26 protein-coding genes are annotated in these 26,188 nt (G+C 52.3%); 6 read left to right on the forward strand and 20 right to left on the reverse strand.

What is annotated here, in order from left to right:
• Positions 1 to 100 precede the first annotated feature (100 nt).
• Positions 101 to 2,809: an EAL domain-containing protein gene (locus KNP72_RS03755; RefSeq protein ID WP_214832178.1), complete on the forward strand. Its 2,709-nt coding sequence runs from the start codon at positions 101 to 103 to the stop codon at positions 2,807 to 2,809.
• Between the two features lie 32 nt (positions 2,810 to 2,841).
• Here the strand turns inward: KNP72_RS03755 and KNP72_RS03760 are convergent, their stop codons facing one another.
• Together KNP72_RS03760 and KNP72_RS03765 are read right to left on the reverse strand one after the other, a co-directional pair.
• Positions 2,842 to 3,108, reverse strand: a complete 267-nt coding sequence (locus KNP72_RS03760) for a hypothetical protein (RefSeq protein ID WP_214718193.1) — start codon at positions 3,106 to 3,108, stop codon at positions 2,842 to 2,844.
• Positions 3,105 to 3,833 (reverse strand): DUF3784 domain-containing protein, encoded by a 729-nt coding sequence (locus KNP72_RS03765; protein WP_214832179.1) that lies wholly within the window; start codon positions 3,831 to 3,833, stop codon positions 3,105 to 3,107. The genes KNP72_RS03760 and KNP72_RS03765 overlap by 4 nt, the downstream gene beginning before the upstream one ends.
• Positions 3,834 to 3,940: 107 nt before the next feature.
• On the opposite strand from KNP72_RS03765, the gene KNP72_RS03770 reads away from it, so the two are divergent.
• Positions 3,941 to 4,414 carry a DinB family protein gene (locus tag KNP72_RS03770; RefSeq protein ID WP_214832182.1) on the forward strand — a complete coding sequence of 158 codons (474 nt, stop codon included), beginning with the start codon at positions 3,941 to 3,943 and terminating at the stop codon, positions 4,412 to 4,414.
• Between the two features lie 34 nt (positions 4,415 to 4,448).
• Here the strand turns inward: KNP72_RS03770 and KNP72_RS03775 are convergent, their stop codons facing one another.
• Entirely contained in the window at positions 4,449 to 5,690 is a 1,242-nt protein-coding gene (locus KNP72_RS03775) for a UDP-glucose dehydrogenase family protein (RefSeq protein WP_214832184.1), read from the reverse strand.
• Positions 5,691 to 5,816: 126 nt separating this feature from the next.
• On the opposite strand from KNP72_RS03775, the gene KNP72_RS03780 reads away from it, so the two are divergent.
• The 4 genes from KNP72_RS03780 (at position 5,817) to KNP72_RS03795 (ending at position 8,732) form a co-directional block, all read left to right on the forward strand.
• The gene (locus KNP72_RS03780; RefSeq protein ID WP_214832186.1) at positions 5,817 to 6,062 is read left to right on the forward strand and encodes a hypothetical protein; all 246 of its coding nucleotides are present in this window, start codon (positions 5,817 to 5,819) and stop codon (positions 6,060 to 6,062) included.
• A gap of 119 nt (positions 6,063 to 6,181) precedes the next feature.
• Positions 6,182 to 7,441 carry a poly-beta-1,6-N-acetyl-D-glucosamine synthase gene (gene pgaC / locus KNP72_RS03785; RefSeq protein WP_214832188.1) on the forward strand — a complete coding sequence of 420 codons (1,260 nt, stop codon included), beginning with the start codon at positions 6,182 to 6,184 and terminating at the stop codon, positions 7,439 to 7,441.
• The gene (pgaD, locus tag KNP72_RS03790; protein WP_214832190.1) at positions 7,399 to 7,878 is read left to right on the forward strand and encodes a poly-beta-1,6-N-acetyl-D-glucosamine biosynthesis protein PgaD; all 480 of its coding nucleotides are present in this window, start codon (positions 7,399 to 7,401) and stop codon (positions 7,876 to 7,878) included. The genes pgaC and pgaD overlap by 43 nt, the downstream gene beginning before the upstream one ends.
• Positions 7,878 to 8,732, forward strand: a complete 855-nt coding sequence (locus tag KNP72_RS03795) for a polysaccharide deacetylase family protein (protein ID WP_214832192.1) — start codon at positions 7,878 to 7,880, stop codon at positions 8,730 to 8,732. The genes pgaD and KNP72_RS03795 overlap by 1 nt, the downstream gene beginning before the upstream one ends.
• A 34-nt stretch (positions 8,733 to 8,766) precedes the next feature.
• Here KNP72_RS03795 and KNP72_RS03800 read toward each other — a convergent pair whose 3' ends face one another.
• From KNP72_RS03800 to KNP72_RS03880, 17 genes are all read right to left on the reverse strand, one after another.
• Positions 8,767 to 9,411, reverse strand: coding sequence for a thioredoxin domain-containing protein (locus KNP72_RS03800; RefSeq protein ID WP_214832194.1), 645 nt, complete (start codon positions 9,409 to 9,411; stop codon positions 8,767 to 8,769).
• A 138-nt stretch (positions 9,412 to 9,549) separates the two neighbouring features.
• Positions 9,550 to 10,176 (reverse strand): sugar transferase, encoded by a 627-nt coding sequence (locus KNP72_RS03805; RefSeq protein WP_214832195.1) that lies wholly within the window; start codon positions 10,174 to 10,176, stop codon positions 9,550 to 9,552.
• An 11-nt stretch (positions 10,177 to 10,187) separates the two neighbouring features.
• Positions 10,188 to 11,246: a dTDP-glucose 4,6-dehydratase gene (rfbB, locus tag KNP72_RS03810; protein WP_214832196.1), complete on the reverse strand. Its 1,059-nt coding sequence runs from the start codon at positions 11,244 to 11,246 to the stop codon at positions 10,188 to 10,190.
• A complete protein-coding gene (gene rfbA, locus KNP72_RS03815; protein ID WP_214718222.1) occupies positions 11,152 to 12,123 on the reverse strand; it encodes a glucose-1-phosphate thymidylyltransferase RfbA in 972 nt (323 codons plus the stop codon). Before rfbA ends, rfbB begins: the two co-directional genes overlap by 95 nt.
• On the reverse strand, positions 12,123 to 13,298 hold the full coding sequence (locus KNP72_RS03820; protein WP_214832197.1) for a DegT/DnrJ/EryC1/StrS family aminotransferase: 1,176 nt from the start codon (positions 13,296 to 13,298) through the stop codon (positions 12,123 to 12,125). The genes rfbA and KNP72_RS03820 overlap by 1 nt, the downstream gene beginning before the upstream one ends.
• A gap of 10 nt (positions 13,299 to 13,308) precedes the next feature.
• Complete coding sequence (locus KNP72_RS03825; protein ID WP_214718226.1) at positions 13,309 to 14,025, reverse strand: WbqC family protein; 717 nt, start codon at positions 14,023 to 14,025, stop codon at positions 13,309 to 13,311.
• 12 nt (positions 14,026 to 14,037) lie between these two features.
• Entirely contained in the window at positions 14,038 to 15,168 is a 1,131-nt protein-coding gene (locus KNP72_RS03830) for a glycosyltransferase family 4 protein (protein ID WP_214832198.1), read from the reverse strand.
• Positions 15,165 to 16,322, reverse strand: coding sequence for a non-hydrolyzing UDP-N-acetylglucosamine 2-epimerase (gene wecB / locus KNP72_RS03835; protein ID WP_214832199.1), 1,158 nt, complete (start codon positions 16,320 to 16,322; stop codon positions 15,165 to 15,167). The genes KNP72_RS03830 and wecB overlap by 4 nt, the downstream gene beginning before the upstream one ends.
• Complete coding sequence (locus tag KNP72_RS03840; protein ID WP_214832200.1) at positions 16,249 to 17,433, reverse strand: polysaccharide biosynthesis C-terminal domain-containing protein; 1,185 nt, start codon at positions 17,431 to 17,433, stop codon at positions 16,249 to 16,251. Before KNP72_RS03840 ends, wecB begins: the two co-directional genes overlap by 74 nt.
• On the reverse strand, positions 17,430 to 18,455 hold the full coding sequence (locus KNP72_RS03845) for a polysaccharide biosynthesis protein (protein ID WP_214832202.1): 1,026 nt from the start codon (positions 18,453 to 18,455) through the stop codon (positions 17,430 to 17,432). Before KNP72_RS03845 ends, KNP72_RS03840 begins: the two co-directional genes overlap by 4 nt.
• 191 nt (positions 18,456 to 18,646) lie before the next feature.
• Positions 18,647 to 20,188, reverse strand: coding sequence for an oligosaccharide flippase family protein (locus tag KNP72_RS03850; RefSeq protein WP_214832205.1), 1,542 nt, complete (start codon positions 20,186 to 20,188; stop codon positions 18,647 to 18,649).
• A gap of 15 nt (positions 20,189 to 20,203) precedes the next feature.
• Positions 20,204 to 21,268 (reverse strand): EpsG family protein, encoded by a 1,065-nt coding sequence (locus tag KNP72_RS03855; protein ID WP_214718238.1) that lies wholly within the window; start codon positions 21,266 to 21,268, stop codon positions 20,204 to 20,206.
• A gap of 21 nt (positions 21,269 to 21,289) precedes the next feature.
• On the reverse strand, positions 21,290 to 22,225 hold the full coding sequence (locus tag KNP72_RS03860) for a glycosyltransferase family 2 protein (protein WP_214832207.1): 936 nt from the start codon (positions 22,223 to 22,225) through the stop codon (positions 21,290 to 21,292).
• Positions 22,168 to 23,439: a glycosyltransferase gene (locus KNP72_RS03865; RefSeq protein WP_214832209.1), complete on the reverse strand. Its 1,272-nt coding sequence runs from the start codon at positions 23,437 to 23,439 to the stop codon at positions 22,168 to 22,170. Before KNP72_RS03865 ends, KNP72_RS03860 begins: the two co-directional genes overlap by 58 nt.
• A 12-nt stretch (positions 23,440 to 23,451) precedes the next feature.
• Positions 23,452 to 24,156 carry a CpsD/CapB family tyrosine-protein kinase gene (locus tag KNP72_RS03870; protein WP_214718244.1) on the reverse strand — a complete coding sequence of 235 codons (705 nt, stop codon included), beginning with the start codon at positions 24,154 to 24,156 and terminating at the stop codon, positions 23,452 to 23,454.
• The gene (locus tag KNP72_RS03875) at positions 24,119 to 24,895 is read right to left on the reverse strand and encodes a YveK family protein (protein ID WP_214718245.1); all 777 of its coding nucleotides are present in this window, start codon (positions 24,893 to 24,895) and stop codon (positions 24,119 to 24,121) included. Before KNP72_RS03875 ends, KNP72_RS03870 begins: the two co-directional genes overlap by 38 nt.
• Before the next feature lie 133 nt (positions 24,896 to 25,028).
• Positions 25,029 to 26,186, reverse strand: coding sequence for a glycosyltransferase family 4 protein (locus KNP72_RS03880; RefSeq protein WP_214832211.1), 1,158 nt, complete (start codon positions 26,184 to 26,186; stop codon positions 25,029 to 25,031).
• Positions 26,187 to 26,188: the final 2 nt, after the last annotated feature.

Here is a 26,188-nt window from a genome sequence, read left to right on the forward strand (position 1 = left end):
TTGACCCGACCTTTGTCGGGTTTTTTTTCGTGGGGCAGGATTTCCCTCGAAAGACTCGAACACGAAAGATAGAATGGGAAGAGAAAGAAGGAGGTGTCCGATGGGAAGCAATCGATTCGCTAAAATTCCGTACCGGATTTACACGATGGCCCTCGCCGTCGCTTGTCTCATCGGCGTATTGTTGTTCGGGCTCGGCCTGAGCTATTACTGGAAAGAAAAGCACGTCGCCGTCGACGAGACGGTGCGCGACTTGAACCACGCCTCCGACTTGGCCGGCGTCGAGTCGTATCTCGTCTTGCACCACGCGGCCAAACTCTACGAGACGAACTCCGAGCAACCGACGGCGCTGCTGTCGGCCCCATACCGCGAACGGGCGCTCCAATATAACGCGCAACTGCTCGACGACTTCGAGACCGGGGTCGACGAGCGCGAACGGGAGGCGTTGCTACGCTTCTCGGAAGAACTTGAAGACACATTGAACGAGGACGGATCGAGCCGCTTCCAAGCCGTGCCGTTCGACGTCATCGAGTCGATCAACCGGCGCTGGCTCTATCAAGGGCTCGAACGGACCGCCCAAGAGAACACGGCCTATGAATTGACCGATGCCATCATGCGCATGCAGATGGCGTTCGTCGAAGGTGTCACGAACCTGCTCGCCGAGACACCGGATCAAGACCAGCTCGAGTTCGAGGTCTCGACGATTGCGAACGAGGCACGTCTGATTGAGGACATCGTCGCGACCGACCCGTCTCTCGGGACGAAATCGGTCGACGACTTGATTGAGAGCGCGCTCGCCCTCGGTCGGGTGACGGCCGCCAATTCGACGCTCGAGGCCCGTTACGTCAACGGAACGAGCTTCTATGAGGATTCGCACGCCGCGCTGCAAGCGGTACGCTCGGCGGCTGACGACACGCTCATGACCGAGCGTGACCGTTACGGCACACTCGCCATCGCCGTCCTGCTCATCACGCTCCTCTTATCAGGCGCGCTCTTGTTCGCCCTATGCTCGACACGCAAGATGTACGCCCACGACTTGAGCCATTTGAAGGCACGCGCCCTCGCCATCGACCCGAGCACGGAACCGGTCGAGGATTCGTTCCCTCCGAGCCACGACTTCCGTGGCATCGAGGACGAGCTCCGCGAGATTGCCTCCAGTGTCCATTCGACGGTACACACGCTCGAGACAAAATCGAACGACTTGCTCCGCTATCACGAGCGCTGGTCGTCCTTGTTCTCCGAGACAGGGCTCGCCATCGCCTTGATCGACGACACATACAACTTCATCGAACGAAACGATGTGTTCCGCCAATTTTTTGGCGAACGGAACCTGTATGAGATCAACCAGCTGTTCACCGACACGGGCCGCCGCCTGTTGCGCGAGGCGCTCGCCGGGGTGACGGAGAATGGTACGAGCGCTCAGTTCATCCTGCATTTGAAAGGTGAACACGTCCGTTTCTTGAACGTCAAAATCATCCCACTCAAGCGCGGCGAGACGCTCACGTATTACCTCATCCTCGAAGATGAGACCGAGCGCGTCGAACGCGAGCGTAAGGTCGACCGGCTCGTCCGGTTCGACCTCGCCACCGAGCTATATAACGAGTACGGCTTCCTGCGGGCGTGGGAGAAACAGGATATCGATGGGACGTTCCTCTTGATTAAATTGAACGACTTCCATCACCTCGTTGACTGGTACGATCCGACGTACGCCGACCTGCTCATGACCGAGTTCGCCCGTCACGTCGAGGACCGGCTCGAGAAGTACGCGCACCACTTGTTCGGCCGTTACCGGGACGACACGCTCATGCTGTATGTGAAAGGGCTTCGCAACGTCGACGAGACCGAATTGTTGGAGCTGTTCCCGACCGAGCTATTGATTAACCAGAAACGCCAGACCGTCCACCTTCAAATCGGGGCGACGCATACGACGCCGAGCTTTAACGATTGTCTGTTCGAGGCGACGAAGGCGTTGCAACACGCCAAAGAGACGCGGAACCCGTTCGTCTGGTACGACTCGAGCATCCTCGCCCAGCTCCAATGGGCCGCCTTGATTGAACAGGCGCTCCCAGAGGCGATCGAGCAAGGACATATCACCGTCGCCTATCAGCCGCAAGTCGAGTTGAAGACGGGCCGGGTCGTCGGGGCCGAGGCGCTCGCCCGCTGGCAACACCCGGACATCGGCAACGTGCCACCGAACGAGTTCATCCGCATCGCCGAACGCTCGGACCAGATTCTCTGGCTGTCGCACTCGATTCTCGATTTGGTCGTCGAACAGCTCGTCGCCTGGCGCGACACGCCGTTCGCCGATATCTCGTTGTCGTATAACTTGTCGGCCCATTCGGTCGACCCGTCCATCGTCACCAAGCTGCGCGACTTGATCGCGACGTATCCATGGCTGCCCGACCGGTTGAAAATCGAACTGACCGAGTCGGCGGACATCATGTCGCACACGAACGAGCTCGAGCGGCTCGAAGACATCGCCGATCTCGGCTATTGCCTCTCGATTGACGACTTCGGCACCGGCTACGCCTCGTTCGAAGCGATTTGGCACTTGCCGATTCAAGAAGTGAAAATCGACCGCATGTACGTCAGCGGCAAAGCGAAGGACAGCACATCATTCCTCCGCGCCGTCTCCCGCTTCGCGAGTGAACAGAAATTGACCTCGCTCGCCGAGGGCATCGAGACGAAACAGGACCTCGAGCGGATTATCGCGGAAGGGGTCGAACTCGGGCAAGGCTATTATTACGCCCCGGCCCTCGACGCGACAGCTTTTGAGACGTGGGTGAACGACAAAAGAGGGCATTTCGCCTGAGCGAGCGCCCCCATTCGACCGGTTGACACATGTCAGCCGGTCTTTTGTTTGATAAGATTGAGGACGAGCTTCAACGCGATCAACAGTCCGATGACCGGCAAGATGACCGGTAACGACCCGCGCGGCAACAGCCCGAACACGATGAACGCCGTCATCCCGATGGCGAAGAACAGCTTGACGCCCCGCTCATGACCTTCAAATCGTTCCCAGCGCCAAACGAGCAAAAGCAGCGTCAACGGCGCGAACAAGAACGTCAAGAAGAAGAACGGCATATGCCGTGTATACCAAGGTTGTGTCATTTCAGTCGTACCTCCTCATATAACGCTTCCGTCGCCTCGTTCGACTCCACGTTCACATAAATCGGTTTGCCGCTCCAGTCGATGCGTACAGCGGCCTCAATGTCTTGGTCGAGGTAGACGAGCACGTCCTCCCCATCCGTCGTCCGGAAGTGGCCGGTCAATCGTGAACCGACGGCGGCACCGTTCGTTCGGCGGTCGAGGCTCGGCCGATACGTCAATGTCACGGTCTCGATTTCATCATACGGCACCGTCTCGCCGTAGCTGCCCTCGATGACGAGTGCCGAGTCGGTGAGCGTCACCTCGGTCGGCTGACTGAACCAGAACAGAAGACCACCGACAAAGCCCAAGATGAGCGTCAGGAAGAGAACGAGCGGGATGAGTTTCTTCTTGCCCCCAGGCCGAAGTTTCCCATGTTCATCAAAGATATTCCCGTCATACTTTTGGGCGCGCCAAAGCGTGACGACAACGAGCACGACGATGAGCAGAAAGAACGGCTCGAGCGGAATGTCGAGATGAGACGCATCGATGGCGACGATGACGAGAAAAATCGTTGCGATGCCGTAACACATGAAGCCGAGCAACCGCGCCACTGCCTTGACGTTGACGCGTTCCTTATCCTCGCGCTTCATCGTGTTATAGCCAGAGATGAGGAAGTGCCAGCCTAACCGATGGACGGCAAAGCCGAGCACGAACAAAATGAATGCTGCAATCACGAGTCCCCACATAGTGGTGTCCCCCTTTCTTCTATAGTCTACGTGAAAACGAGACCGAACGTTTCAAAATCGTGAATCTGCGTCGTATACTCAGGTTAGAACGTTCAAGGAGGAATTCGATGTATCGCACGAAAGCAGATTTTTTACAAGATTGGACCAAATCATCGACCGGCACGCTCGACGTGCTCCGCGCCGTCACCGACGAAGCGCTCGGACAGGAGATTGTGCCTGGCCACAATTCGCTCGGCTGGATCGGTTGGCACATGACGACCGCGCTCGGCTATTTCACGAACTTGCTCGGCTTCCGCTTGTCCGCACTGAAAAGCTTGACGCAACCGGCTGACGCTTCAGCAATCGCCGACCAATACGCGCGCTACGCCGATGAGATTGCACAGGCGGCCGAACAGTTCTCGGACGACTACTTGTTAGAAGAAGTCGACGTCCACGGCGCGAAACAACCGCGTGGCGCCGTCTTGCGCATGATGATCGACCATCAGACGCACCACCGCGGCCAGATGACGGTGCTCCTCCGTCAGGCGGGACTCACGGTCCCGGGCGTCATGGGACCGACGAAAGAACAGATGAAGGCGTGAAAAAAGGCGAGGCCCCGTGGGGTCTCGCCTTTCGTCACATCGATGACGGTGTATTCTCCTTGTTTTGCATCCGACCGACCCCTTCGTACTGGACGGTACCCGGGTCGCGTGCATACTTCCACGCGTTGCGCGCATCGATCAACCGCTTCGTCCGCATCCCGTCGAACGCTTCCGGCGGCAACGCGACGAGCTCGTCCCATTCCGTGACGAGGATGGCGACGTCCGCTCCTTCGAGCGCCGCTTCGACTGTCTCGGCTTGCGGGAAGTCCCACTTGGCGAGCGGGTCGTAACCGATCACGTCGACTCCACGCACCGTCAACAGTTGAGCGAGTGTGAGCGAAGGCGCGTCGCGCATGTCGTCCGTCCCCGGTTTGAAGGCGAGGCCGAGGAAGGCGACTTTGAGGTCGCTCGTCGGTTCGACTTTCGAGGCGACGTACGCCATCTGGGCGTCGTTCGCGTGCATGGCGGCTCTGATGACCGGCAAGTCGAGCTCATTCTCGCTCGCGACGTTCAAGAGCGCGTGCATGTCTTTCGGGAAGCACGATCCCCCGTAGCCGAGACCGGCGTTCAAGAACGAACGTCCGATGCGCGGGTCGAGCCCCATCCCGTCGGCGATTGTTGTGATGTCCGCCCCTGCCTTGTCGGCGAGACGCGCCAAATCGTTGATGAAACTGATCTTCGTGGCGAGGAACGCGTTCGAGGCGTACTTGATGAACTCGGCGTCAATCGGCGACGTACAGACGATCGGGACACCGAGGCGTCCGTAGATGCCTGCCAGTTCCTCACACATCTCGAGGTTGTCACTGCCGATGACGACGCGGTGTGGTTTCAACACGTCGGCGAGGGCGCGCCCCTCTTGGAGAAACTCTGGTACGACAGCGAACGTGTGGGCCGGATACATGACCGACAGCATGTCAGTCGTCCCCGGCAGCACCGTGCTGCGGATGATGATTTTATGTTTCGAGTTGACCTCGGACAAGGCCGCGTCGACGAACGTTAAGTCACAACTTCCGTCTTGTTTGCTTGGCGTCCCGACGGCGAGGACGAGATAGTCGGCCGTTTCCGTATCGGCAATCGAGTCCGTGAACGTGATTGATCCGTGATGGTCGCGTAACACGTCTGCCATGCCTGGTTCGTGGAACGGGACGTCCCCGTTCATGAGGCGGAGCAGTCTCGGTTGATCTTTCTCGACACCGATGACTTCATGCCCCGCTTTTGCTAGCCCGCATAAGGTGGCCAGCCCGACATAGCCAAGGCCGATGATTCCAAATTTCACGATAGTTCCTCCTTCAATAGTCTTCTATTAACAGTACCGAAAAGCGGCGAGCAAGGGAAGGCTCTAACACTCTCTGAATATTCTCTGCTATAATGAGTCAAAATGAGGCTAGAAAGGAATAACCGCATGGGATTGCTCGCTTTCTTTTTGATTACGCTCTTCGTGTTCTACTGGTTTCCTATTCGAGGTGGACTCAAGACTTTCCTGCTGATTCTCATCATGATCAGCGGATGGCTCTCGATTTTCGAGCTCGTCTCCATCATCGAAGCCCGCCCTTGGGTTGCGGCCCCTGTCCTCGCGCTAATCGGTTTGTTCGTTTGGAAATGGCGCAAAGACAGACGGACGAAACTGAACAAGCACCAAGACATTTGACACGCGTCGAATGTCTTTTTCAATTTCTGTACAAGTTTTTTGATAAATATGGGAAAACATTTTTTTGATGCTATCATACTGTCAGTACATGGTTTTTTGAAAATAAGGGGAGACTACTTATGAATTTTTACGGGCTCGACATCGCACCTTGGATCGAACCACTGGCCCAATTTGTGTTTTGGTATCCGTTCTTCATGGCGCTGTTTTGGATTGCTGGCGCTCTCTTATTCAGCTTGACACGGGAAAAAGAGGAGGACCTCGATTTGAAGGAGCGGGAATGGCCGCTCATCAGTATCTTGATTCCTTGTTATAACGAAGAAGAGACGATTGCCGAGACGATTGAGTATTTGGACCGTCTCACCTATCCGAACTTTGAGATTATCGCCGTCAACGATGGCAGCCGTGACAAGACCGGCGACATTCTCGTTGGACTCGCCGACGAGTACGAGCGCTTGCGTGTCATCGACTGTCATGAGAACCGAGGCAAGGCGAACGCGCTACATATGGCCGCCCACGCCGCCCGTTCGGAGTACTTGCTTTGCGTCGACTCGGACGCCTTCCTCAGTGAAGAGGCACCGTACTATCTCGTCCGTCACTTCTTGAACCGCGGTGAGCGCGTCGGTGCCGTCACCGGCAATCCTCGCATCCGCAACCGCGACACGCTCCTCAGCCGGATGCAACTCGTCGAGTACTCGTCGATTATCGGGTCGATCAAACGGACGCAGCGCGTCATGGGTAAAATTATGACCGTCTCCGGCGTCATCGTCATGTTCCGCAAGAAAGCGTTACTATCGGTCGGTCTTTGGGACCGCGACATGATCACCGAGGATATCGCCGTCTCATGGAAGCTCCAGAAGAACTTCTGGGACATCCGCTATGAGCCGCGCGCCCTCTGCTGGATGCTCGTTCCGGAGTCCATCTCAGGCATTTGGAAACAACGTGTGCGCTGGTCACAAGGCGGACAAGAGGTCGTCTTGCGTCACTTCGATATCTTCAAGGACTGGCGCCAGCGCCGGATTTGGCCCGTCTATATCGAACAAGTCATCAGCGTCCTTTGGGCATACGCGTGGCTCATCGTCACCGTGTATCTGTTCGCGACAGCCGACACGTGGCAGGATATGTTGATTTGGTTCACGTACAACTCGTTCGCGCTCGTCCTCGTCAGCCACGTCCAGCTGATCATCTCGCTCTGGAACGACGCCCGTTATGATAAAGTATTCAAATATTACGTCTGGGCCGCTTGGTATCCGGTCATCTACTGGATGCTCAACACGTTCGTCGTCATCGCGGCGACGCCAAAAGCGATTAGAGCCCGTGTGAAAGGAGGCTATGCGACATGGAGTTCACCAGACCGGGGGACACGGAGAAGCAGCCTGTAAGTGATTTATATGATTACGAGCAAGAGATTCTCGTTAAAACGAAACAGAACGTGTTCCGCAAAGGGATCGAGCTGTTGCTCACGGTCGTGTTCTGGTTGTATACGTTCATCGTCACGTGGTTCTTCCTTAGCGCCGTCATCGACGTGAACGACCGTTATATCGCCATCCTCAAGACCGCCTTGAACGTCACGAACGCCGACATCCGCGAGCTGCTCTACTTCGGGCTCGTCTCGTCGTTCGTTGCCGCCCTCTTGCTCTTCCTTTGGCGGACGTACAACAGGCGGAAGTACGGCCCACTCAACCGCCGGCAGATGCCGACAGACACGACGCTCGACGATTGGCTCAAACTCGACTTGATGGAACCGGAAGATATCGCCCGGCTTCAATCCGATAAGGTTATCGTGTTTACAGAAAACCCAGTGAAAGAGTTGAAATGATGCGCTACGTGAAATGGTTTGTCGTTCTGATGATTATTGGTGGCATCGCCTGGAAGGTATACGACGTGTCCTCGACGTCGCATGAGGACGTCCCTGATGCGGCGCTCCTCCCGACCGAGAACGTCTGTATCGGCCTCAACTATCACCGCGTCAAGCGGCCGAATATTTGGAACAAATTTGTCGAGAACGTGACCGACTCGTCCGAACTGGTCCGCTACAATGTGTATGCCGACGAATTCGAGCAACAGATGACGTGGCTCCAAGAGGAGGGCGTTCACTTCGCGACACAGGCCGACCTGCTCGCCTATCGCGCCGGGGAGCCGATTCCAGACAAATGTGTATGGATCTCGTTCGATGACGTCGACCATACCGTCTACGAGAACGCGTTCCCAATTTTAAAAGCCAAGCAAATCCCGTTCACGCTGTTCATCATCACCGGTCACGTCGGCGAGGCGTTCCAAAACTTGGACCTCGCCCCATGGAGCGAATTGAAGGACATGCAGGCGAGCGGACTCGCCGACTTCGGGACGCATACGCACGACATGCACTACGTCAAAGACGGAGGCGCCGTGTTCTTGCCGGAAGACATGCAAGACGAACTCCGGCAAGATTTGGAGACCAGTATCGCCGCCATCGAGAAGCACCTCGGCACACGTGTCACGACGATTGCTTACCCGTTCGGCAACACGAACGACGCTGTCACGGCGACGGTGCAGGAGCTCGGTTTCGAGCAGGCGTTCATCTTGAGCCCGAACCCGATTACACCCGACAACGCCCCGTTCTTCACGAACCGTTACCTGCTCGACGCCGAACTGTTCGAGTTATTCGTCAAACCGTATTTCGAGCGTCTATGAGATAACCCCTCGTCACTGCGACGGAGGGGTTATTTTAGTCTTCCGGGAGTTCGACTTCGTCGCCTGCTTGAATAGTGCCGTCCATGATTTTCTCCATCTCTTCTAAACTGAACGCATCGACGAGCTGGATGCCGTCGACGTACACCGTCGGCACATAGGCCACACCGAAGTCGCGCGTGAACAGCCGTGAGTTCTGGATGCCGATATCGACGTGGTTCTCAAGCAGTTCGTCCACATTCAGGTTGAACTCAGAGGCGATTTTTTGGACATGGGCTTCCGTCCCGAAGCCGTCCGACCCCGAGTCGTGTCCGATGGCGCGCTGCACTTCATAGTAACGGTCCGGGATGAGCCGTTCCACATTATAATCCACGTTCGCGAGCAGTTGTGACTGTTCGTTCAACAGGACAAGCGGCTGTCCTTTGAACGTCGCCTCGCCCGTGTCAATCCAGCGCTCCTCGATCTCCGGTAGTACCTCTTCCATCCACTTCTTGCACCACGGGCAACTGTAGTCGAAGACGAACACGATCTCGTGCTCTCCTTCCCCGAGCGCGACCTTGTCCTCGAGCGGGAGCTCGTACTTCGTGTATGTATGCTGTTTCGTCGAGTCGACGGCCTCACTTTGGCTGCAGGCAGAAAGAATCAGGATGAGTCCGACGAATAGTAGATAAAATCGTTTCATATATAAACCTCCATATGCTCAATTGTTCACATTTTTAGTTATATCATGTCTGACTATCAGACTCGAGTGACGTTCTGGTGAAGTTCATCAAAAGAAATGACACACAAAAAAACGAGCGGACCGCATGGCCTGCTCGCTCTATTTGACGATGTTTGTTACCTTCTCATTCCCCATAAACGCCTCCATCGTCACCGCCGTATCGGACGAAATCCCATCCTTCTTCACGACTTTAAGGACCGTTTGCAAGATAATCTTCCAGTCATTAAAGAACGTGACGTTGTCGACATATTGCACGTCGAGGGCGAATCGGTCCTGCCAGGACAGCCGGTTGCGGCCGTTCACTTGGGCAAGTCCCGTCAGTCCAGGACGTACATCGTGACGTCGGCGCTGCTCCTCGTTGTATCGGGGCAAATATTCGACGAGCAACGGACGCGGTCCGACAATCGCAATGTCGCCTTTGACGATATTGAGTAAGCTCGGTAACTCATCCAGACTGAGCGATCGAAGCGTCTGCCCGAATGGAGTCAAGCGCACCTCGTCCGGCAACAGTTCACCATGCTCATCCCGCGCGTCGGTCATCGTCCGAAATTTCACCATCTCGAAGATAACGCCGTCCTTGCCGGGACGTTTCTGCTTGAATAACACCGGCCCACCGATTTTCCACTTGATGAGACCAGCGATCGTCAGAAGAACAGGACTTAAAACGAGTAAAGAAACCGTCGCAAGAATTGCGTCTTGTGGACGCTTCATCAAACGTTCGTACATGGTAACCCCTCCTATCGGAACGAAGAATACATCGAATCGTAATAGGTTCGATACGCACCAGATACGATTCGTTCAATCCATTCAGGATGCTCCACGTACCACTGAATCGTTTCGGCGATTCCCTCTTCGAATTGATATCGTGGGGTCCACCCTAATTCATCGGCCATCTTGGTCGCATCGATGGCATAGCGTCGATCATGCCCCGGACGATCTTTGACGAATTGAATCAATTCTTCTGACTGACCGAACGCGTTGATGATGATTTGCACGAGCTCCAAGTTCGTCTTTTCATTATGACCGCCGATATTGTACACTTCGCCGAAGTACCCATGTTCTCGAACGACATCGATGGCTTCACAATGATCGCTTACATGAAGCCAGTCTCGAATCTGTTGCCCGTCTCCATAGACTGGCAATGGCAGATTCGACATACATTTATGAATCATGAGCGGGATGAGTTTTTCCGGGAATTGATACGGCCCGTAGTTATTGCTGCATCGGGTCGTCTTGACCGGCAATCCATACGTCTCGTAATAGGCTCGAACGAGTAAATCAGAGCTTGCTTTCGAGGCGGAATATGGACTATTCGGGGCGATAGGTGAGTCTTCTGTGAAATAACCGGTCGCTCCGAGGGATCCGTACACTTCGTCGGTCGAGACATGGACGAAACAGACGGATGGTTTATAGTCACGACTATATTTATTGTCAGGTTCACGTTTCCAATGTCGCATCGCCGTGTCGAGCAACACTTGCGTCCCTAGAATGTTTGTCGTCAAAAACAGCTCCGGCTCGGTGATACTCCGGTCCACATGTGATTCTGCAGCAAAGTGAACGACTTCATCCACATCATATGTTCGAAACAACCGTTCAATTGCTTGACGGTCACGGATATCAACCTTTTCGAAATGATAGAGCGAATCGGCTTCGAACTCGCGCAAATTCTCCAAGTTCCCTGCATAGGTGAGCACATCGACGTTAAGAATGCGGTACGTCGGATGTTTTGCCCGTAAGTGTTTTATGAAATTTGAACCGATGAACCCGGCTCCGCCAGTCACTAGAATCGTTCGCATCCGTTCTCTCCCCTTCCTCGACGAGTGATAAGAGATATTGTCCATAATCCGTCATCTTGAGCGTCAAACCAATATCTTTCAACTCATCTCGTGAAATGAACCCGCGGCGCCATGCAATTTCCTCGAGACAGGCAATGTAATAGCCTTGACGTTCTTGAACCGTTTGAACGAACACAGCCGCTTTAATCATGCCTTCTGGTGTGCCGGTATCGAGCCACGCCATCCCGCGGCCGAACAAAACGACATTCAACTCTCCGCGTTCCAGATACATATTATTGATTGACGTGATTTCGAGCTCTCCTCGTGCAGAAGGCTCAACACGTTTGGCGAACTCAACGACTTGATTGTCGTAAAAATATAGACCTGGGACCGCATAATTCGATTTTGGTTCGGCCGGTTTCTCTTCAATCGAGACCACTCGATTTTGTGAATCAAATTCAACGACACCAAATGCTCGTGGATCTTTTACCGGATAGCCAAAGACCGTCGCTCCTTGTTTTTTCGATTGTGCATGTTTCAAGAATCGCGTTAAATCCGGTCCATAAAACACGTTGTCGCCCAAGATGAGACAGACCGAGTCGTCCCCGATGAAGTCAGCTCCTAAAATAAATGCATCTGCCAGCCCAACCGGCTTGGTCTGTACTTTATACGAGATGTCGATACCGAGTTGATGCCCGTCCCCGAATAATCGCTCGTATCCGCCGATATCTTGTGGAGTCGAAATGAGTAGAATCTCCCGAATTCCCGCCAGCATCAGGACGGACATCGGGTAATAAATCAACGGCTTATCGTAGATTGGTAACAGTTGTTTCGAGACGGCCTTCGTCATCGGATAGAGACGCGTTCCGTTCCCACCTGCTAATATGATTCCTTTCATCACTTCATCACCCTTTCTTGAATCGTGGTACAAATCCGGGTTACGTCTTCTGTAGTGAGGTCTGGATAAAGTGGAAGTGTCAGTACCCGTTCGGCAATCGTGCGGGCAACGGGTGTGCGACGGCTCGCGAAACGATTATGATTCCACGCATAATCCGTTACGAGTGGATAGAAGTATTTCCGGGTGAAGATCCCTTCTTTCGCCAAGGCGTCATGCAGTTCATCCCGCCGATTTTCCTCTGACGTCATGATGATCGGATAGTAGGAATGGTTCGTTTCAACGCCCGGTTGTGGTTTCAGGATGCGAATGCCATCGAGACCGCTGAGCAGCGTGTCATAGAGTTCACGTACTTGCTTCCGCCGCGCAATCGTCTCATCGATATGGCGCAGGTTACATAGACCCATCGCTGCTTGAAATTCATTCATTTTGGCGTTCCCCCCCGTCACTTCCACCGTTTCCGGTCCGGTGATGCCAAAGTTTTTCAATTGGTCGAAACGATGTTTCAGTGCCGGGTCATTGTACGTCAGAGCTCCTCCTTCGATGGTATGGAACACTTTCGTGGCGTGAAAACTGAACATTGAGACGTCACCGAACGTTCCGATTCCTCGTCCGTTCACTGTGACGCCGAACGTATGGGCCGCATCATAAATCACTTTCAGGTTGTGTCGTTTGGCAATCGCCTCGATGGCCTCAACGTCACATACATTTCCGTATACATGAACAGGAAGGATGGCCGAAGTTTTGGGTGTAATTAAATGTTCTAATTTGGTAGCATCGAGCGTAAAGTCATCGGATCGGATGTCTCCATAAACGGGTGTTAGCCCTTTACGAATCAGTGCATGACTTGTCGAAGCAAAAGTGAAAGGCGTCGTAATGACCTCACCTGTCAATCCGAGAGCTTCAATCGCCGCCTCGAGCGCCAAGTGCCCGTTCGTGAATAGGGATAAGTGTTCGACCCCCAAATATTCGATCAACTCCCGTTCAAGTTGCTGATGTTTAGTGCCGTTGTTCGTCAACCATCCCGATACCCACAAGTCACGAATCTCATCCGTGTACTCTTCAAGGGAAGGGAGCATGGATTTCGTAACCGGAATAGCTGTCGGTTTGCTGTCAGGTTTGTTTACTACTGGATAAGACGGGAATGCTGCGGATTGGATATCGACGATGTGTAGCATAAGGCACCTCCTAGGTCACTTGGCGATTCGAGACGAGTGCGTAACGTTCAAGAATGAGCTGGATTTCCTGTTTGGGACAATGCATCATCACGTCGATGATGGACAGATTCGCTTGAAACGGACATGATCCTTGATGGTAAATGATCGGTTCGGTCTCGATGAACGATAAATCGATTCCCGCCTGTTTGAACACCTCGGTATCGTACAAGTCCATGCCGTTGATGGCATTCACGTAATGCGTCGCCCTCAAGTGCCCACATATATTGAGGATTCTCGCTTGCCCCTTCAATCCAACCCCAGCGTTCAATTCTGACGAGAGAATGAATGTCGTTGAGATACCGAGGTATCGAGCGACTTCCTCGATGCTGTATGCCAAATACTTCCCGACGTTTCGCTCAGGATGACGAATCACGCGTTCGAGTAACGGGAAGACGTGTTCAAATTGAGGGGCTTTGTAATAGGCGTGTCGCAACAACTTCAACTGTTGTTCAACGATTTCGTCTGGTTGCGAACGCTCATGGTCGCAAATCAAACGATTCTGGCTCATCTTCTGAATGGGTAAGGTGATCGGATGAGGACTTCCGTCAATCAGAATCCGATTGCGATGAATCCAACCTTTTTTGATGAAATGAACGTCGTCATACACAACGAACGTATCGACCGCATGAATCAATTGGAAGTACCCGATATATGGGAAGAAGTAAGGCTGCATAATGGCCACGTTCATGACATTTCTCCTTTACGAAATAATCTGTTTCGCGCGCAACGTGTCATAGTACCCTTTGGCTGTGACATCATTACGGTGGAACTTGACGAGTTCCCGCGATAACATGCCATGTTCGATGAGACGCTCCGGATGTTCGAGGTATTGTTCAATCCCTCGTTCAATCGATTCGACCGTGACACCACACATATAGCAATTTTTACCGTCTACGGAATGATGAGAGACGTTGTTGATCTGATCGCTGATGACGACCCCCATGCCTGAGGCTCTCGCTTCGATGATGGTCCCGTTCCCGTTCGAATACGTTGCCGGCAGGACCAAAATGTCCGCTTGTTCATATACGTGTGGCATCTCATCCCACGCCCGAATCTCATCTAAGAAGTGAACGTTCTTCAAATCGTGCTCGGCGATATATCCTTTACACGCCTCAAGCTGTTGCCCCGAATTATTTAAATAGAGTTCGAGGGAATAGCGTTTTGATAAGTTCCGATACGCTTCTAACACGAGTAATGGCTGATAACGTTCGACAAGCCGATTCGCAAACAGTAGTTTGAACGTATCGCCCGGTTGCTTCCGTCTCAAGCCGTGATCGAAGTACGCATCGATGTCCTGGGCATACGTCGCATGTACGACTTTATCAGGGTCAAACCCGAGCTGTTGCTTGAATTGCTCCACTGCTACCGTCCCCATCCCGAAGTAGAGGTCAGCGTCCTTGAACATCCAGTGTAACAGCTTCGTTTTGTATGGATTATCCTGAGGATTCGTCAGCCGGTCAGACGGGTCGTCGTCATTTTGTAGCGGTCGAAGCGGCTCACTCATAATGACAGTTTTGATGCCGAACAGCTTAGCGATTCTCACGATGGCCGCATGTCCCGCCATGAACCCGCCGAGTAGAATGACGTCCGGTTTGAAACGAATCAACTCTGGGATCAAACCGAGTGATAGGTAGCCAATCTTCGGAAACCATTTCGAATATCTCAACACTTGACACTTATCACCGAGCGGGATTTTCCACCAGTCTGGTCGATTTTGATCGAGATATTCGTAAAACCAAAATTCAGAGTCAAAGTACTCTTCCAAGGCGTAGCACAGCTTCACCTGATAAGGGGAAGCGATGTTTCCGATAAAAACGAGTTTTTGTTTCATCGTTCACCCTCCTTTACTGTTTGACGTGGATCCGTTGTACCTTTCCATACTTCGCGTCGGACGTAGTCCGTATACGAAATCAAAATCCGCACTACTTTGTCAGAGACGTTCGGCATGCTGTAGTCACTGACGATGCGAGGCCGCTCTTGTTCCATGACGACCGATAACCCTTGCAAGATTCGCTCTGTTTCGAGACCGACCATCAGCACGGCCCCTTCTTCCATCGCTTCCGGCCGTTCGTGCGTCTCACGGATATTCAACCCTCGTAATCCAAGAATCGAGGACTCTTCGCTAATCGTCCCACTGTCACTGAGCACCGCCTTGGCGTGCAATTGAAGGTGATTGTAATCGACAAATCCGAGCGGCTTGAGGAGTCGAACCAATGGATGAAACGAGACGTTCAATTCATCGATTCGTTTCATCGTCCGCGGATGCGTGCTGACGATGACGGGCAGTCCGTATTGCGCTGCGATCGCGTTCAAACTGTCGACGAGTGCCAAGAAGTGTTTGTCGGAGTTGACGTTCTCTTCACGATGGGCCGAGACGATGAAGTAGTTGTCAGGACTCAATTCGAGTCGCTCGAGTACATCCGAGTTTTCAATCGCTTCCCGTTTCGACATCAACACCTCGAACATCGGGCTCCCCGTCTTGATAATCCGTTCCGCCGGCAGCCCTTCGCGGAGAAGGTATTCGCGGGCGATATCGCTATACGTCAAATTGACGTCCGCCGTATGGTCGACAATCTTTCGGTTAATCTCCTCGGGGACGCGCTGGTCGAAGCAACGGTTGCCTGCCTCCATATGGAAAATCGGGATTTTCCGTCGTTTGGCCGCGATTGCCGCGAGACAGGAGTTCGTATCTCCGAGAATCAACACCGCGTCCGGCCGTTCGAGTTCAAGCACCGGATCGACTTGGATGAGGATGTTGCCAATCGTCTCAATCGGGCTGCCTGTCGCCGAATTGAGGAAGTAGTCCGGTTTTCGTAAGGCGAAATCCCGGAAGAACACTTCATTTAACTCATAGTCATAATTCTGTCCCGTATGCACAAGGACGTGCTCAATCGCCTCAGAGTGTTCCAGTTTATGAATGACGGCCGACAGGCGTATGATTTCGGGACGCGTCCCGACGATAGTCATCACTTTGAGTCGTTTCATCTTGCACCTCCATAAAGTATGTGTCCGGGTTATTCGGGTCATAGGACTCATTCACCCACATGACGGTCACCAAGTCGGTCGTTCCGATATTCTCGATGTTGTGCGTATAACCGGTCGGGATATCGAGCACACGCATCATCTCTCCCGTGACATGATACGTATGAATCTCGGTCTCTCCTACCTTGCGGAAACGAATCAGCGCCTCGCCGCTGACGACGAGAAACTTCTCGTTTTTCGTATGGTGCCAATGGTTCCCTTTCGTGATTCCCGGCTTCGCCACGTTGATGGACACTTGTCCCCGATCCGGCGTTCGAATAAATTCGGTGAAGGAACCACGCACATCTTCATTCAGCTTCAAGTCATAAGCGAAGCAGTCAACAGGCAAGTAGCTGAGGTACGTGCTGTACAGCTGTTTTGTGAACAAATCATCCAGTTTCGGGACGGTCAGGCTAAGCCGACTGTCTTTGAACGTCTGTAACAAGTCAGCGATTCGGCCGAGCTCGATTGGCGGATGGACTGCAACTTCTTCCTCATACACGGCCGGTGTTTGTCCTCTCACGTCGAGCAAGCCGATCAACGCATCGATCACGTCATCGATATACGCCAGTTGCACGGTGCGTGCCGGGTCGTGAATTTCTATCGGCAAGTCTCGTGCGACCCGATAACAAAACGTCGCGACGACACTGTTATAGTTCGGCCGGCCCCACTTTCCAAACAGGTTCGGGAAACGGAACAGATAGATGGTACGCCCCGTTTTCTCATGTTCTTGTCTCAAGACGTTCTCCGCCGCGCGTTTACTGCGTCCGTACGGATTGTCCCGAGTCGCTTGAATCGAGGAGGCGAACATGATTGGCGCATTATTCTCACAAGATGCCAACGTCTCAAGCAATCGCTCGGTGGACCCCGTGTTCCCTTCTACAAAATCGGTTTCAATTTCCGAACGGTTCACCCCGGCCAAGTGATAGACGAACTCAGCGTGTTGGTAAAATTGTTGAAATTCGCCCTCCGACGTATCGCGCGTGGAGGAAAATACCTCATGGCCCCGCGCGGTTAATTCGGCGACTAAATTCTTGCCGATGAATCCAGCTGCCCCGGTGACGAGAATCTTCATGATACTTTCACCCAGCTCGCGAGCTCTTGTTGAATGTAAGGGAGGGTCAGCAACAGTTGCTTCACTTGCTCGACGTTCAACTGTTCTGTGTTGGCCGAGTTGTATTCGCCCTCGACCGTCAAGCGCTTGCTGCCTTCGTTGAAATATTTATCATAGTTCAAGTCGCGTGTGTCAGCCGGTACCCGGTAGAAACCGCCCATATCTTCTGCGACGACATTCTCTTCACGTGTCAATAACGTCTCGTACGACTTCTCACCATGCCGTGTGCCGATGACTTTGATCGGGTTGTTGGCATGGAACAGTTCAAGTAGTGCTTGGGCCAATACCCCAATCGTGGACGCAGGAGATTTCTGAACCATGATGTCTCCCGCATGGGCGTTCTTGAAGGCGAAGACGACGAGTTCGACCGCATCTTCGAGACTCATCAAGAACCGTGTCATGAACGGGTCCGTCACGGTCAACGGCTCGCCTCGTTTGATTTGATCCACGAATAGCGGGATGACAGAACCCCTTGACGCCATCACGTTTCCATAGCGCGTTCCGCAAATCAACGTTTGATCTGGCCCGACCGCTTTTGCTTTGGCGACGAACACTTTTTCCATCATCGCCTTGGAGATACCCATCGCATTGATTGGATAGGCCGCCTTGTCGGTCGACAGGCAGATGACCTTTTGGACTTTTTGCTCGATGGCCGCGTTCAAGACGTTATCCGTCCCGAGTACGTTCGTCTTCACTGCCTCTAAAGGAAAGAACTCGCAGGAAGGGACTTGTTTCAACGCCGCCGCGTGGAACACATAATCGACCCCATACATCGCGTTGCGCACACTGTTCACATCCCGCACATCGCCGATATAAAATTTGAGTTTGTCGTCATGATAGAGTTTGCGCATATCATCCTGTTTCTTCTCATCTCGTGAAAAGATTCGAATCTCTTTAATATCCGTTTTCAGGAAGCGCTGCATGACGGCGTTTCCGAATGAGCCTGTGCCCCCTGTGATCAATAAAGTTTTATTTTTAAACATTGCGAATCCTCTCCTTTGTCGTGATGTCAGTGGCTTCTAAAGGTGATAGGAAAATTGAGTGGGAAACAATTGCAATGATGGTGATACTATCGTGTTACCCGTCTCATTGTGAGAATAGGAAAGAAATGTTTATCATTTTTTTGAAAGATGACATGTCTAATGTTTGTGCTCCACGAAAAAAGACACCCCGTTCAGGATGTCTTTGATGCATGACGGACAAACCCACGCAACAGTTCTTTTTCATCATCCCGAAACGTGAAGATCCATAAGAAGAGAAAGTAGGCGCCACCTAGTGCAATCGTTTTAAACAGGAAATGGACGAGCGACTCGACAGGCAAGTACCTTTGGAGCAAGAAGCCGAGAATTCCTAGAAACATCAAAGCCGGTGCAATCTTCACATGACATTCATAGAAAAATTTCCACATACTCAATTTTAAAACGCGGACATACACGACGTTCATGAAAATCACAGTGCCAATCAAGTTACCGACCAATATGGCACTCGCAGCACCGATTGCCCCGTAATGCGGAGACAAGAGCAGTGACAAAATCACACTGACCGTTGCGACGATGAGCGACGCGAACGCCCGGTATTTGATTTGATTGACCGCAATCAACGTCGTATAGGCGATTTCTTGGGTCAGCGTGATGATTCCTGGGAGAATCAACAACAGGGCGACCGTATAGGATGGGAAGAAGTCTGGACCAACCCAAAGTCCGATAAACTCTCGGCCCATCGTCGCAAAACTGATGATAATCAAGCCGACGATGAACAACTGGATGCGGCCGACACGAATCAACAGATGGTTTAATTCCGACTGGCGATTATAGGTCGTCATGCGTGTAACTTTCGGCAGGAACAGCGATCCAATCGCTGATGAGATAGTCCAAACGTATCCTTCGATGACCATCCCGATCGAGAACAAGGCGATGGAGGCACTGCTCGCCAAAGCCCCGAGAATGGTCGGGGTGATGTTCAAGATGAAGCGTTGGGCGATGGCGATGACGGTCGTCCAAGAGGAGAACGTAAAGATGTCTCGGTACATCGACCGGCTGTTATGCAAAAAGTCAATCGCCGTCTCGGTTTTACGAAGCAGGTAAATCCCTTTCCCGATGATAATGGATAGACCGACGATGGCGTTGACGAAGACGAGCGCATATAAGCCGAATCCGAACAAGAGCGCCCCGACCATCAAGACGACGGTCGACACTTTTTCCATCAAGTTGAACCAGTTGAGGACGACGAACCGTTCATTCGCGATAAAAATTCCGTTGAATGGTTTGGTCGGGAACAAGACGACGATGTAAAAACCGACCATGATGTACAACACTTGGAGCGTCTCCACTTCAGCAGGCGATAAACTTGCGTAAATCGTGTCGATCATCAGATAGACCCCGATCAGAACGAGGCCAATCAACACCGCAATCCCGATAAACAGTTTGAAGGCGACACCGAGAAAGCGAGACGCCCCTTCTGAATCCCCGAGCGCGTGGTATTTTGATAGGAATCGCGACACCGCCGCCTCTAAGCCGAAGTCCATGGCGAAGATGCTGACGAGTGATAGCGAAAGCATATAGAGTCCGTAGTTCGCCTTCCCAATCTCTGCAATCATCCATGGTGTGTAGAACAGACCGGCGAGAATATTGAATCCGATGGCGGCGTAAGACATGAGGACGCCAATCTTGATTTGACGTGAGCTTTTTTGTTCATCGAACTCCACTTTCGTCGTCATCAGATTCCCCTCCCCTTATTTCTGTTGCCAAAAGAACATATAAAGCGGTTCGTTACGGACGAACAAGAGCAATAGCATCGTGATGGCCACGTAATAGACGAGCAGGCGCTCCCGACGTTCGAAAGAACGGAGCAGTTCTGGGATCAATAGCATGACAAACACTGAGAAATACTGGACGATTCGCATCATCGAGGGGTTGATGAACGTAAGCGGCAGAAAGCAAAGGGCGAGCAACAAGGCGTTCAAATAATGGGTCACATTCGGATTGACCGCGATCATCTGTTCACGCCGCCAGAGTGATACGACCGTGATTAAAATCAAGATCATCGAGAAGTTAAAGGTACCTGACCCCGTGTAGTACTCATATTCTTCATAACCGCTGATGGTGCGGAAAAATTCGAACAGTTGAACCCGAAAGACGAACAGGAATGGAATCAACGCTCCCATAAACAGCAGATAGCGTGATGTGATCGTCTTTGTGGCCAAAAAATAGAATGGAAGGAAGACGAGAGCGGATTGATGAATCGTCGCCGCAAGCAATACGATTCCGAGAAAAGGCCAAAACCGTCTCGTCTGTATAAAGTAGTAGCCAATCAACACGGCAATTGCCGTCGCAATCGTCTGGCGGATGCCCGTGATGGCAAAGAAGGCGTAAAACAATGTCGAAAAGATCAAGAAGCTGAGCAATGGCTCCGTCGAGTTGCGATAAATCCAAACTCCGAACGGAATCAGGAACAAGAGCGCGACCGCCAAGAGGTACCATTGGTAGTTCTCGGTCACGAGTTGAATCGTTTTTTGTAGTAAGTAGTAACCTGGATCGCGTCCGTCCCCTCCGCCGAACAAGACGTTAACAAAATTGTCACCGAGCCGTTTCCATGAGATGCCTTTTGTCTCGTCGAACATCCATTTGTATTGCATCGTGTCAGCACCGACGCTAAAGTGACGAAATCCAGACAATAAAATCCATTGGCATGTCGCAATCGTCACAAACAGCAACTTCCCGTTCTTGATTCCGTCATCACGCAAAAGGAGGGCCGCCCATGCGATCAGAAGCAACATATTGATCAGATAGATCCACATTTCAACTCCTCCTTTTCACGTTTATCGATAGCGAAGATTCATCATGCCGCGATAAAGCGTCAACATCCGATGATAAATGATGGCTGACAGATTCAATCGTTTCTGTTCCATCCGACTCAAATGACGGTGCGCATCAAAGCGCTGCAACAGCTCCTCCCTCACTTCTGGGTCAGTTGAGCGATATACCGCCTTGAACACCGTTTTGATTTGTGGCGTGGTTGTACTGCTCGTGGCTTCGAGTCGCATCAACAGCCGTTCAAAAAAGCGGGCCGTCTCGATCGGTGCGAGGTCGGCGATTTTTTTGGTTTGTTGCTTCGCGTGGATGCGCGTCTTCGAATGCGGTGCCGTCGTCACTTTGAACTGATATCCAGCCAACGCCAAGTCGACCCAACATACCCAGTCTTGAATGTATCGATACGTCGTCGGGAATCCACCGACTTGTTCAAGCGCACGTTTCGGAATGAGTAGTGCACAGCCGCTCAAACACGCTTTCAGCAACAGGTAATCAAACATCGCCTCATCTGTGTATACACCTTTCAACTGTCTTCTAGGACGGTAAATAGGCGCACCTGCTTCATCAATCAACGTCGTCCCACAGGATAAGATGTAACGTTGGGCCTGATCACCTAGTTTTCGGAGTTCCTCGACTTGATTATTCACTTTTTCCGGTTCATAAAGGTCGTCATGACTCAGCCATGAGAACCACTCTCCTCGCATCTTCTCAATGCCTAGATTGAGCGCCGTTGATACTCCGCCGTTTGGCTTTTCATAGTATCTGATCTGACTCCCAAAGCGACGAGCAATCTCAGCGGTCGCCCCGCCATCGGTCGACCCGTCATTGATCACCAGCACCTCGATTCGCTCATACGTTTGAGCAAGGGCGCTCTCGATGGTTTCTTTTAGATAGTCCGCTCCATTGTAGACGGGGATGACGATTGAGACGAGGGGACGTTCCATGCTAGATTCCTCCTTTTATCGTGAACAAGGCTTTCATAAACGTATAGATAATCCATGACCCGCTCTTCCATTGAAAAGGAAGAACGTGCATGTTCGACGCAGGAATCCGCATAGTGTTCCTTGCCGAGTCGCCGAATTTTTTCGATTGCGCCCAATATGTCCTCCATGCGATCGGGAGCTACGACTTCACCACACGTGCTGGGGACCAGCTCTGGGTTCGCTGTAGCATCAAGTACAACGACCGGCGTCCCCGAGGCCATCGCTTCCGCGGTCACTTTCCCGAACGATTCTTCGACCGATAAGTTGAGGAACACATCTGCGAGCGCATAATAGTCAGCCAACTCCTCGATACGATTCGTCGAAGGAACATGAATCACATTCACCGGTAACCTGATGTCGGGAATGTCTCCGACGAGCAACAAACGTGCTTCCAGCAACGCTCGTGCCACTTTTAAGAAATCAGACAACCCTTTTGAATCGTCCCAGGAACTAGCGACGCCTAATAGAATGAAACGGTTTTCGAACCCAAGTGCCGCCCGTATTTCCGACGTGTCCCGAGGGTAGAAAATATCGAGGTCGACCCAGTTATGAATCCGCTGAATCACTTTCGCATTACCGAGGAGCGAAAATCGCGCCTCCATCGTGATCCAATCGGAGACGCCGATGACGGCGAGTCGTGAGATATTTTCGAACCAGCGTTGTTTGTCGTGCCACATCTCGGCAGTCCGATCAAGACCCCAACTCGGATTATCTAATTTGAGTCTTGGACAGCTGCCGCAGCCATCACGCCAACGTTCACAACCGGTCCGTGTATAATGTGTGCACTTCCCGGTGTAAAACCAACAATCATGGAGCGTCAATACCGTCGGCGTGTCGGTGTGACTGAGCCAGTTAAACAAGGTATCGAGATGGATGTAATTGGAGTGAAGATTATGCAAGTGTACGACGTCAGGCTTGTACGATTCGATAAAATCGATGAGTTCAACCGTCGTCCCTTTTGAAAAATAGCCTTGTTTCCCGCTCAAGCGGGACAAGAAGGCATGTCGTTTTTGATCAAGGGATGAACCGATGCGGAACCCGCTTCCCGTATCTGGACCTGTCGCATAAGCGACGACACTCTCATGGCCATGGGCAAGCGCTACGGACGAAATCTCTTTACAGATTCGTCCTGTACTTTTTTCTTCATGGATGGCATTGATGTGTAAAATCCGCATGGTTCTTCCTCCTTACTCATACGTATAGGCGTAGTAGGCGTCCTTGCCGCCTCGTTCCCGCTTGTTCATGACAATCCCTAGCATGTGGGCACCAGACAAGACGAGCTGTTCTTTCGCCTTTAACACGAGGTCTCGGTTTGAATTATCACAACCGACGACGAGGATTGTCCCGTCGGTCTCACTCGCAAGCAGTCGGCTGTCCGCCACGTGCATGAGCGGCGGCGCATCCAAGATGATCAAGTCGTACTTTTCCTTCACCTCATCCAACAGTTGCTTCATCATCGGCGATGCGAGCAACTCCGACGGGTTAGGTGGGATTGGACCCGCTGCCAACAAATGAAGCTTCGGTACTTTCGTCATTTGAACCGAACGATCAAACGTTGTCCGTTTGGCGAGGACAGTGGACATTCCCGTTTGACCCGAAAGCTGAAATGTGAAATGGACCGTCGGCTTGCGCATGTCACAGTCCATAAGTAACACTCGTTTTCCAAGCTGGGCATAGACGATGGCCAAGTTCGAAGCCGTCGTCGATTTCCCTTCGCCTGGTGAAGCCGAGGTGACGACAATCGTTTGTAACGTGGCCCCAAGCGCCGTGAACTGTAGGTTGGTCCGAATCGTTCGATATTGTTCGGCAATCGGGGATTTAGGATTGGCTAACGTGATGAGTCTGCGCCCGGAATCACGATGTTTGTCTTGTTTCTTTGACAGGTGGAACATGCGGATCGTCTCCTTTCGGCTCTTTGCCAGCCTCAGCTTTTGGTTTTACTACCTTTGGGTTCATATCACGCTTTTCAATGATTGGGATTGAACCGATGACCGGCATGGACAAAATCAGTTCTGCCTCCCGCTCATCATGAATCCGTTTGTCAAACGTGTGACGGATGAGGGCGAGCACCCCTCCAACTATAAAACCTGCGACCAGGCCGAGCGCGGTGTTCATGACGACACTTGGTGCAATCGGTTCGCCTGGTACGACGGCTTCCGATAGGATGCGAACATTGTCGATGTTCATCAAGTCTGGAATTTCATTCGCGAACACCTGAGTGATTACGTTCGCGATGTCAGTCGCCACGACTGGATCGGCGTACTGGACGACAATATTGATGACTTGAGACTCTTCCTCACTTTCAACGAGCAAGATCTCGCTGATATCCGTCGGTGCTTGTGCCACTCGCTCTTGCACTTCATTCAAGATGGCAGGGCTGCGCATGATGACCCGATACGTGTTCACCAATGACAGGGATGATGACACTTGGGCGCTGTCGACGACGTTCGTGCCCGCCTCTTCCTTCGGAACGATCAACACTTGTGTCGAGGCCTCATAGGTCGGTGCAATCACATATTGGCTTAAATAATAGGCGGCACCACCACCGATGAGCATCATGAGCATGAGGAGCAGGACGTTTTTCTTAAATACATTAAATATTTCTGATAATAACATCGTTTGACTTTTCACACGTAAACCCTCCTTCAGACGAAGTTGCCTATACAAAACTCAGACGTGATGATGAGGTCGATCTCTGTCTTACCTTCTTACCCGCCGTTCTCTGCAAATCGAAAAGAAAAGGTTACCATCTTTTCATGAACTATCATGTCGGCTTATCTTGGATAAATTGCGAGTAGATACGCCGCATCTCGTTCTTCGAGCGTTCCACATCGAACGCTTTGACCGATTCGCTGTTATGCAAGCCCATTTGATGCGACAAATCAAAGTCAAGTTGCATCGTGCGAATGGACTTGGCGAAACCTACCACATCTTCCGGGGAGCATTTGTAGCCGGTCACCCCATTAATCGAATAGTCATTGATGCCGTGGACGTTCGACGTGATAAGCGGAAGCCCGGCGGCCATCGCCTCAAGCGCGGCCATACCAAGACCTTCACGTTTCGAGGGGAAGACAAAGCAGTCCGACGCCTTCATCACTTCAATCACGTCATCTCGGAAACCGAGCAATCGAACTTGTCGTTCGAGTCCAAGTTCACGGACGAACCGGTCGAGATGATCCTTATTCTCCCCTGTCCCGGCAATCAAATAATGGAGCGTCGGCTCGTTCAACGTGGCAATGGCCCGGATGATCGTTTCGTGGTTCTTGTTTTCATTCAACTCGCCGACCGACAACAAGACGAAATCCGTGTCGGTGTCGATGCCGAGCGTTCGACGTTTTGCGGGCCGGTCGATCGTGACCGCCTCGATTTTCTTCGTGTCGACCCCGATCCCGGGGATTCGGAACGTATGCGACGTTTTGAACGTTTGCGCCCGTGAAAAGTCCTCTTCGTTGATGGTGACAATCGTATCGGTCATCCGGGCAAGCGTTCGTTCGACCGGATAATAGAGCATCCAGTTGAGGGATGGGCTGCCTTTGAAGAAGTGAAAGCCATGGGCCGTGTACATGCACGGGGTATGCGTCTGACGCGCGACGAGCCGCCCGATGACCCCGCCAATCGGCGAGTGACAGTGGATGAAGTGATACCGGTTCGCCGTCATCACGGCCTTCAACTGTTGATAGGCCCGGACGTGGCCGTTCATCTTCTTGATGTCGCGCTCGAAATCGATTTGGAACAAAGTGACCCCGTTCGCCTCTAAATCCTGTTTGATGCGGGCTATCTTCTCAGGCGAATACATGCTGCCCCACTCGAAGTTCGTGGCGACATGCACTTCGTAGTTCATCTCTTGGAGCATCCGGATGTTGTCCCGGTTAAAGCTTTCGATCATGGAGACGACCGAGGCGACCATGAGTACTCGTTTCATCA

It is taken from the genome of Exiguobacterium sp. s152, from assembly GCF_018618335.1.
Taxonomy (GTDB): Bacteria; Bacillota; Bacilli; order Exiguobacteriales; family Exiguobacteriaceae; genus Exiguobacterium; species Exiguobacterium chiriqhucha.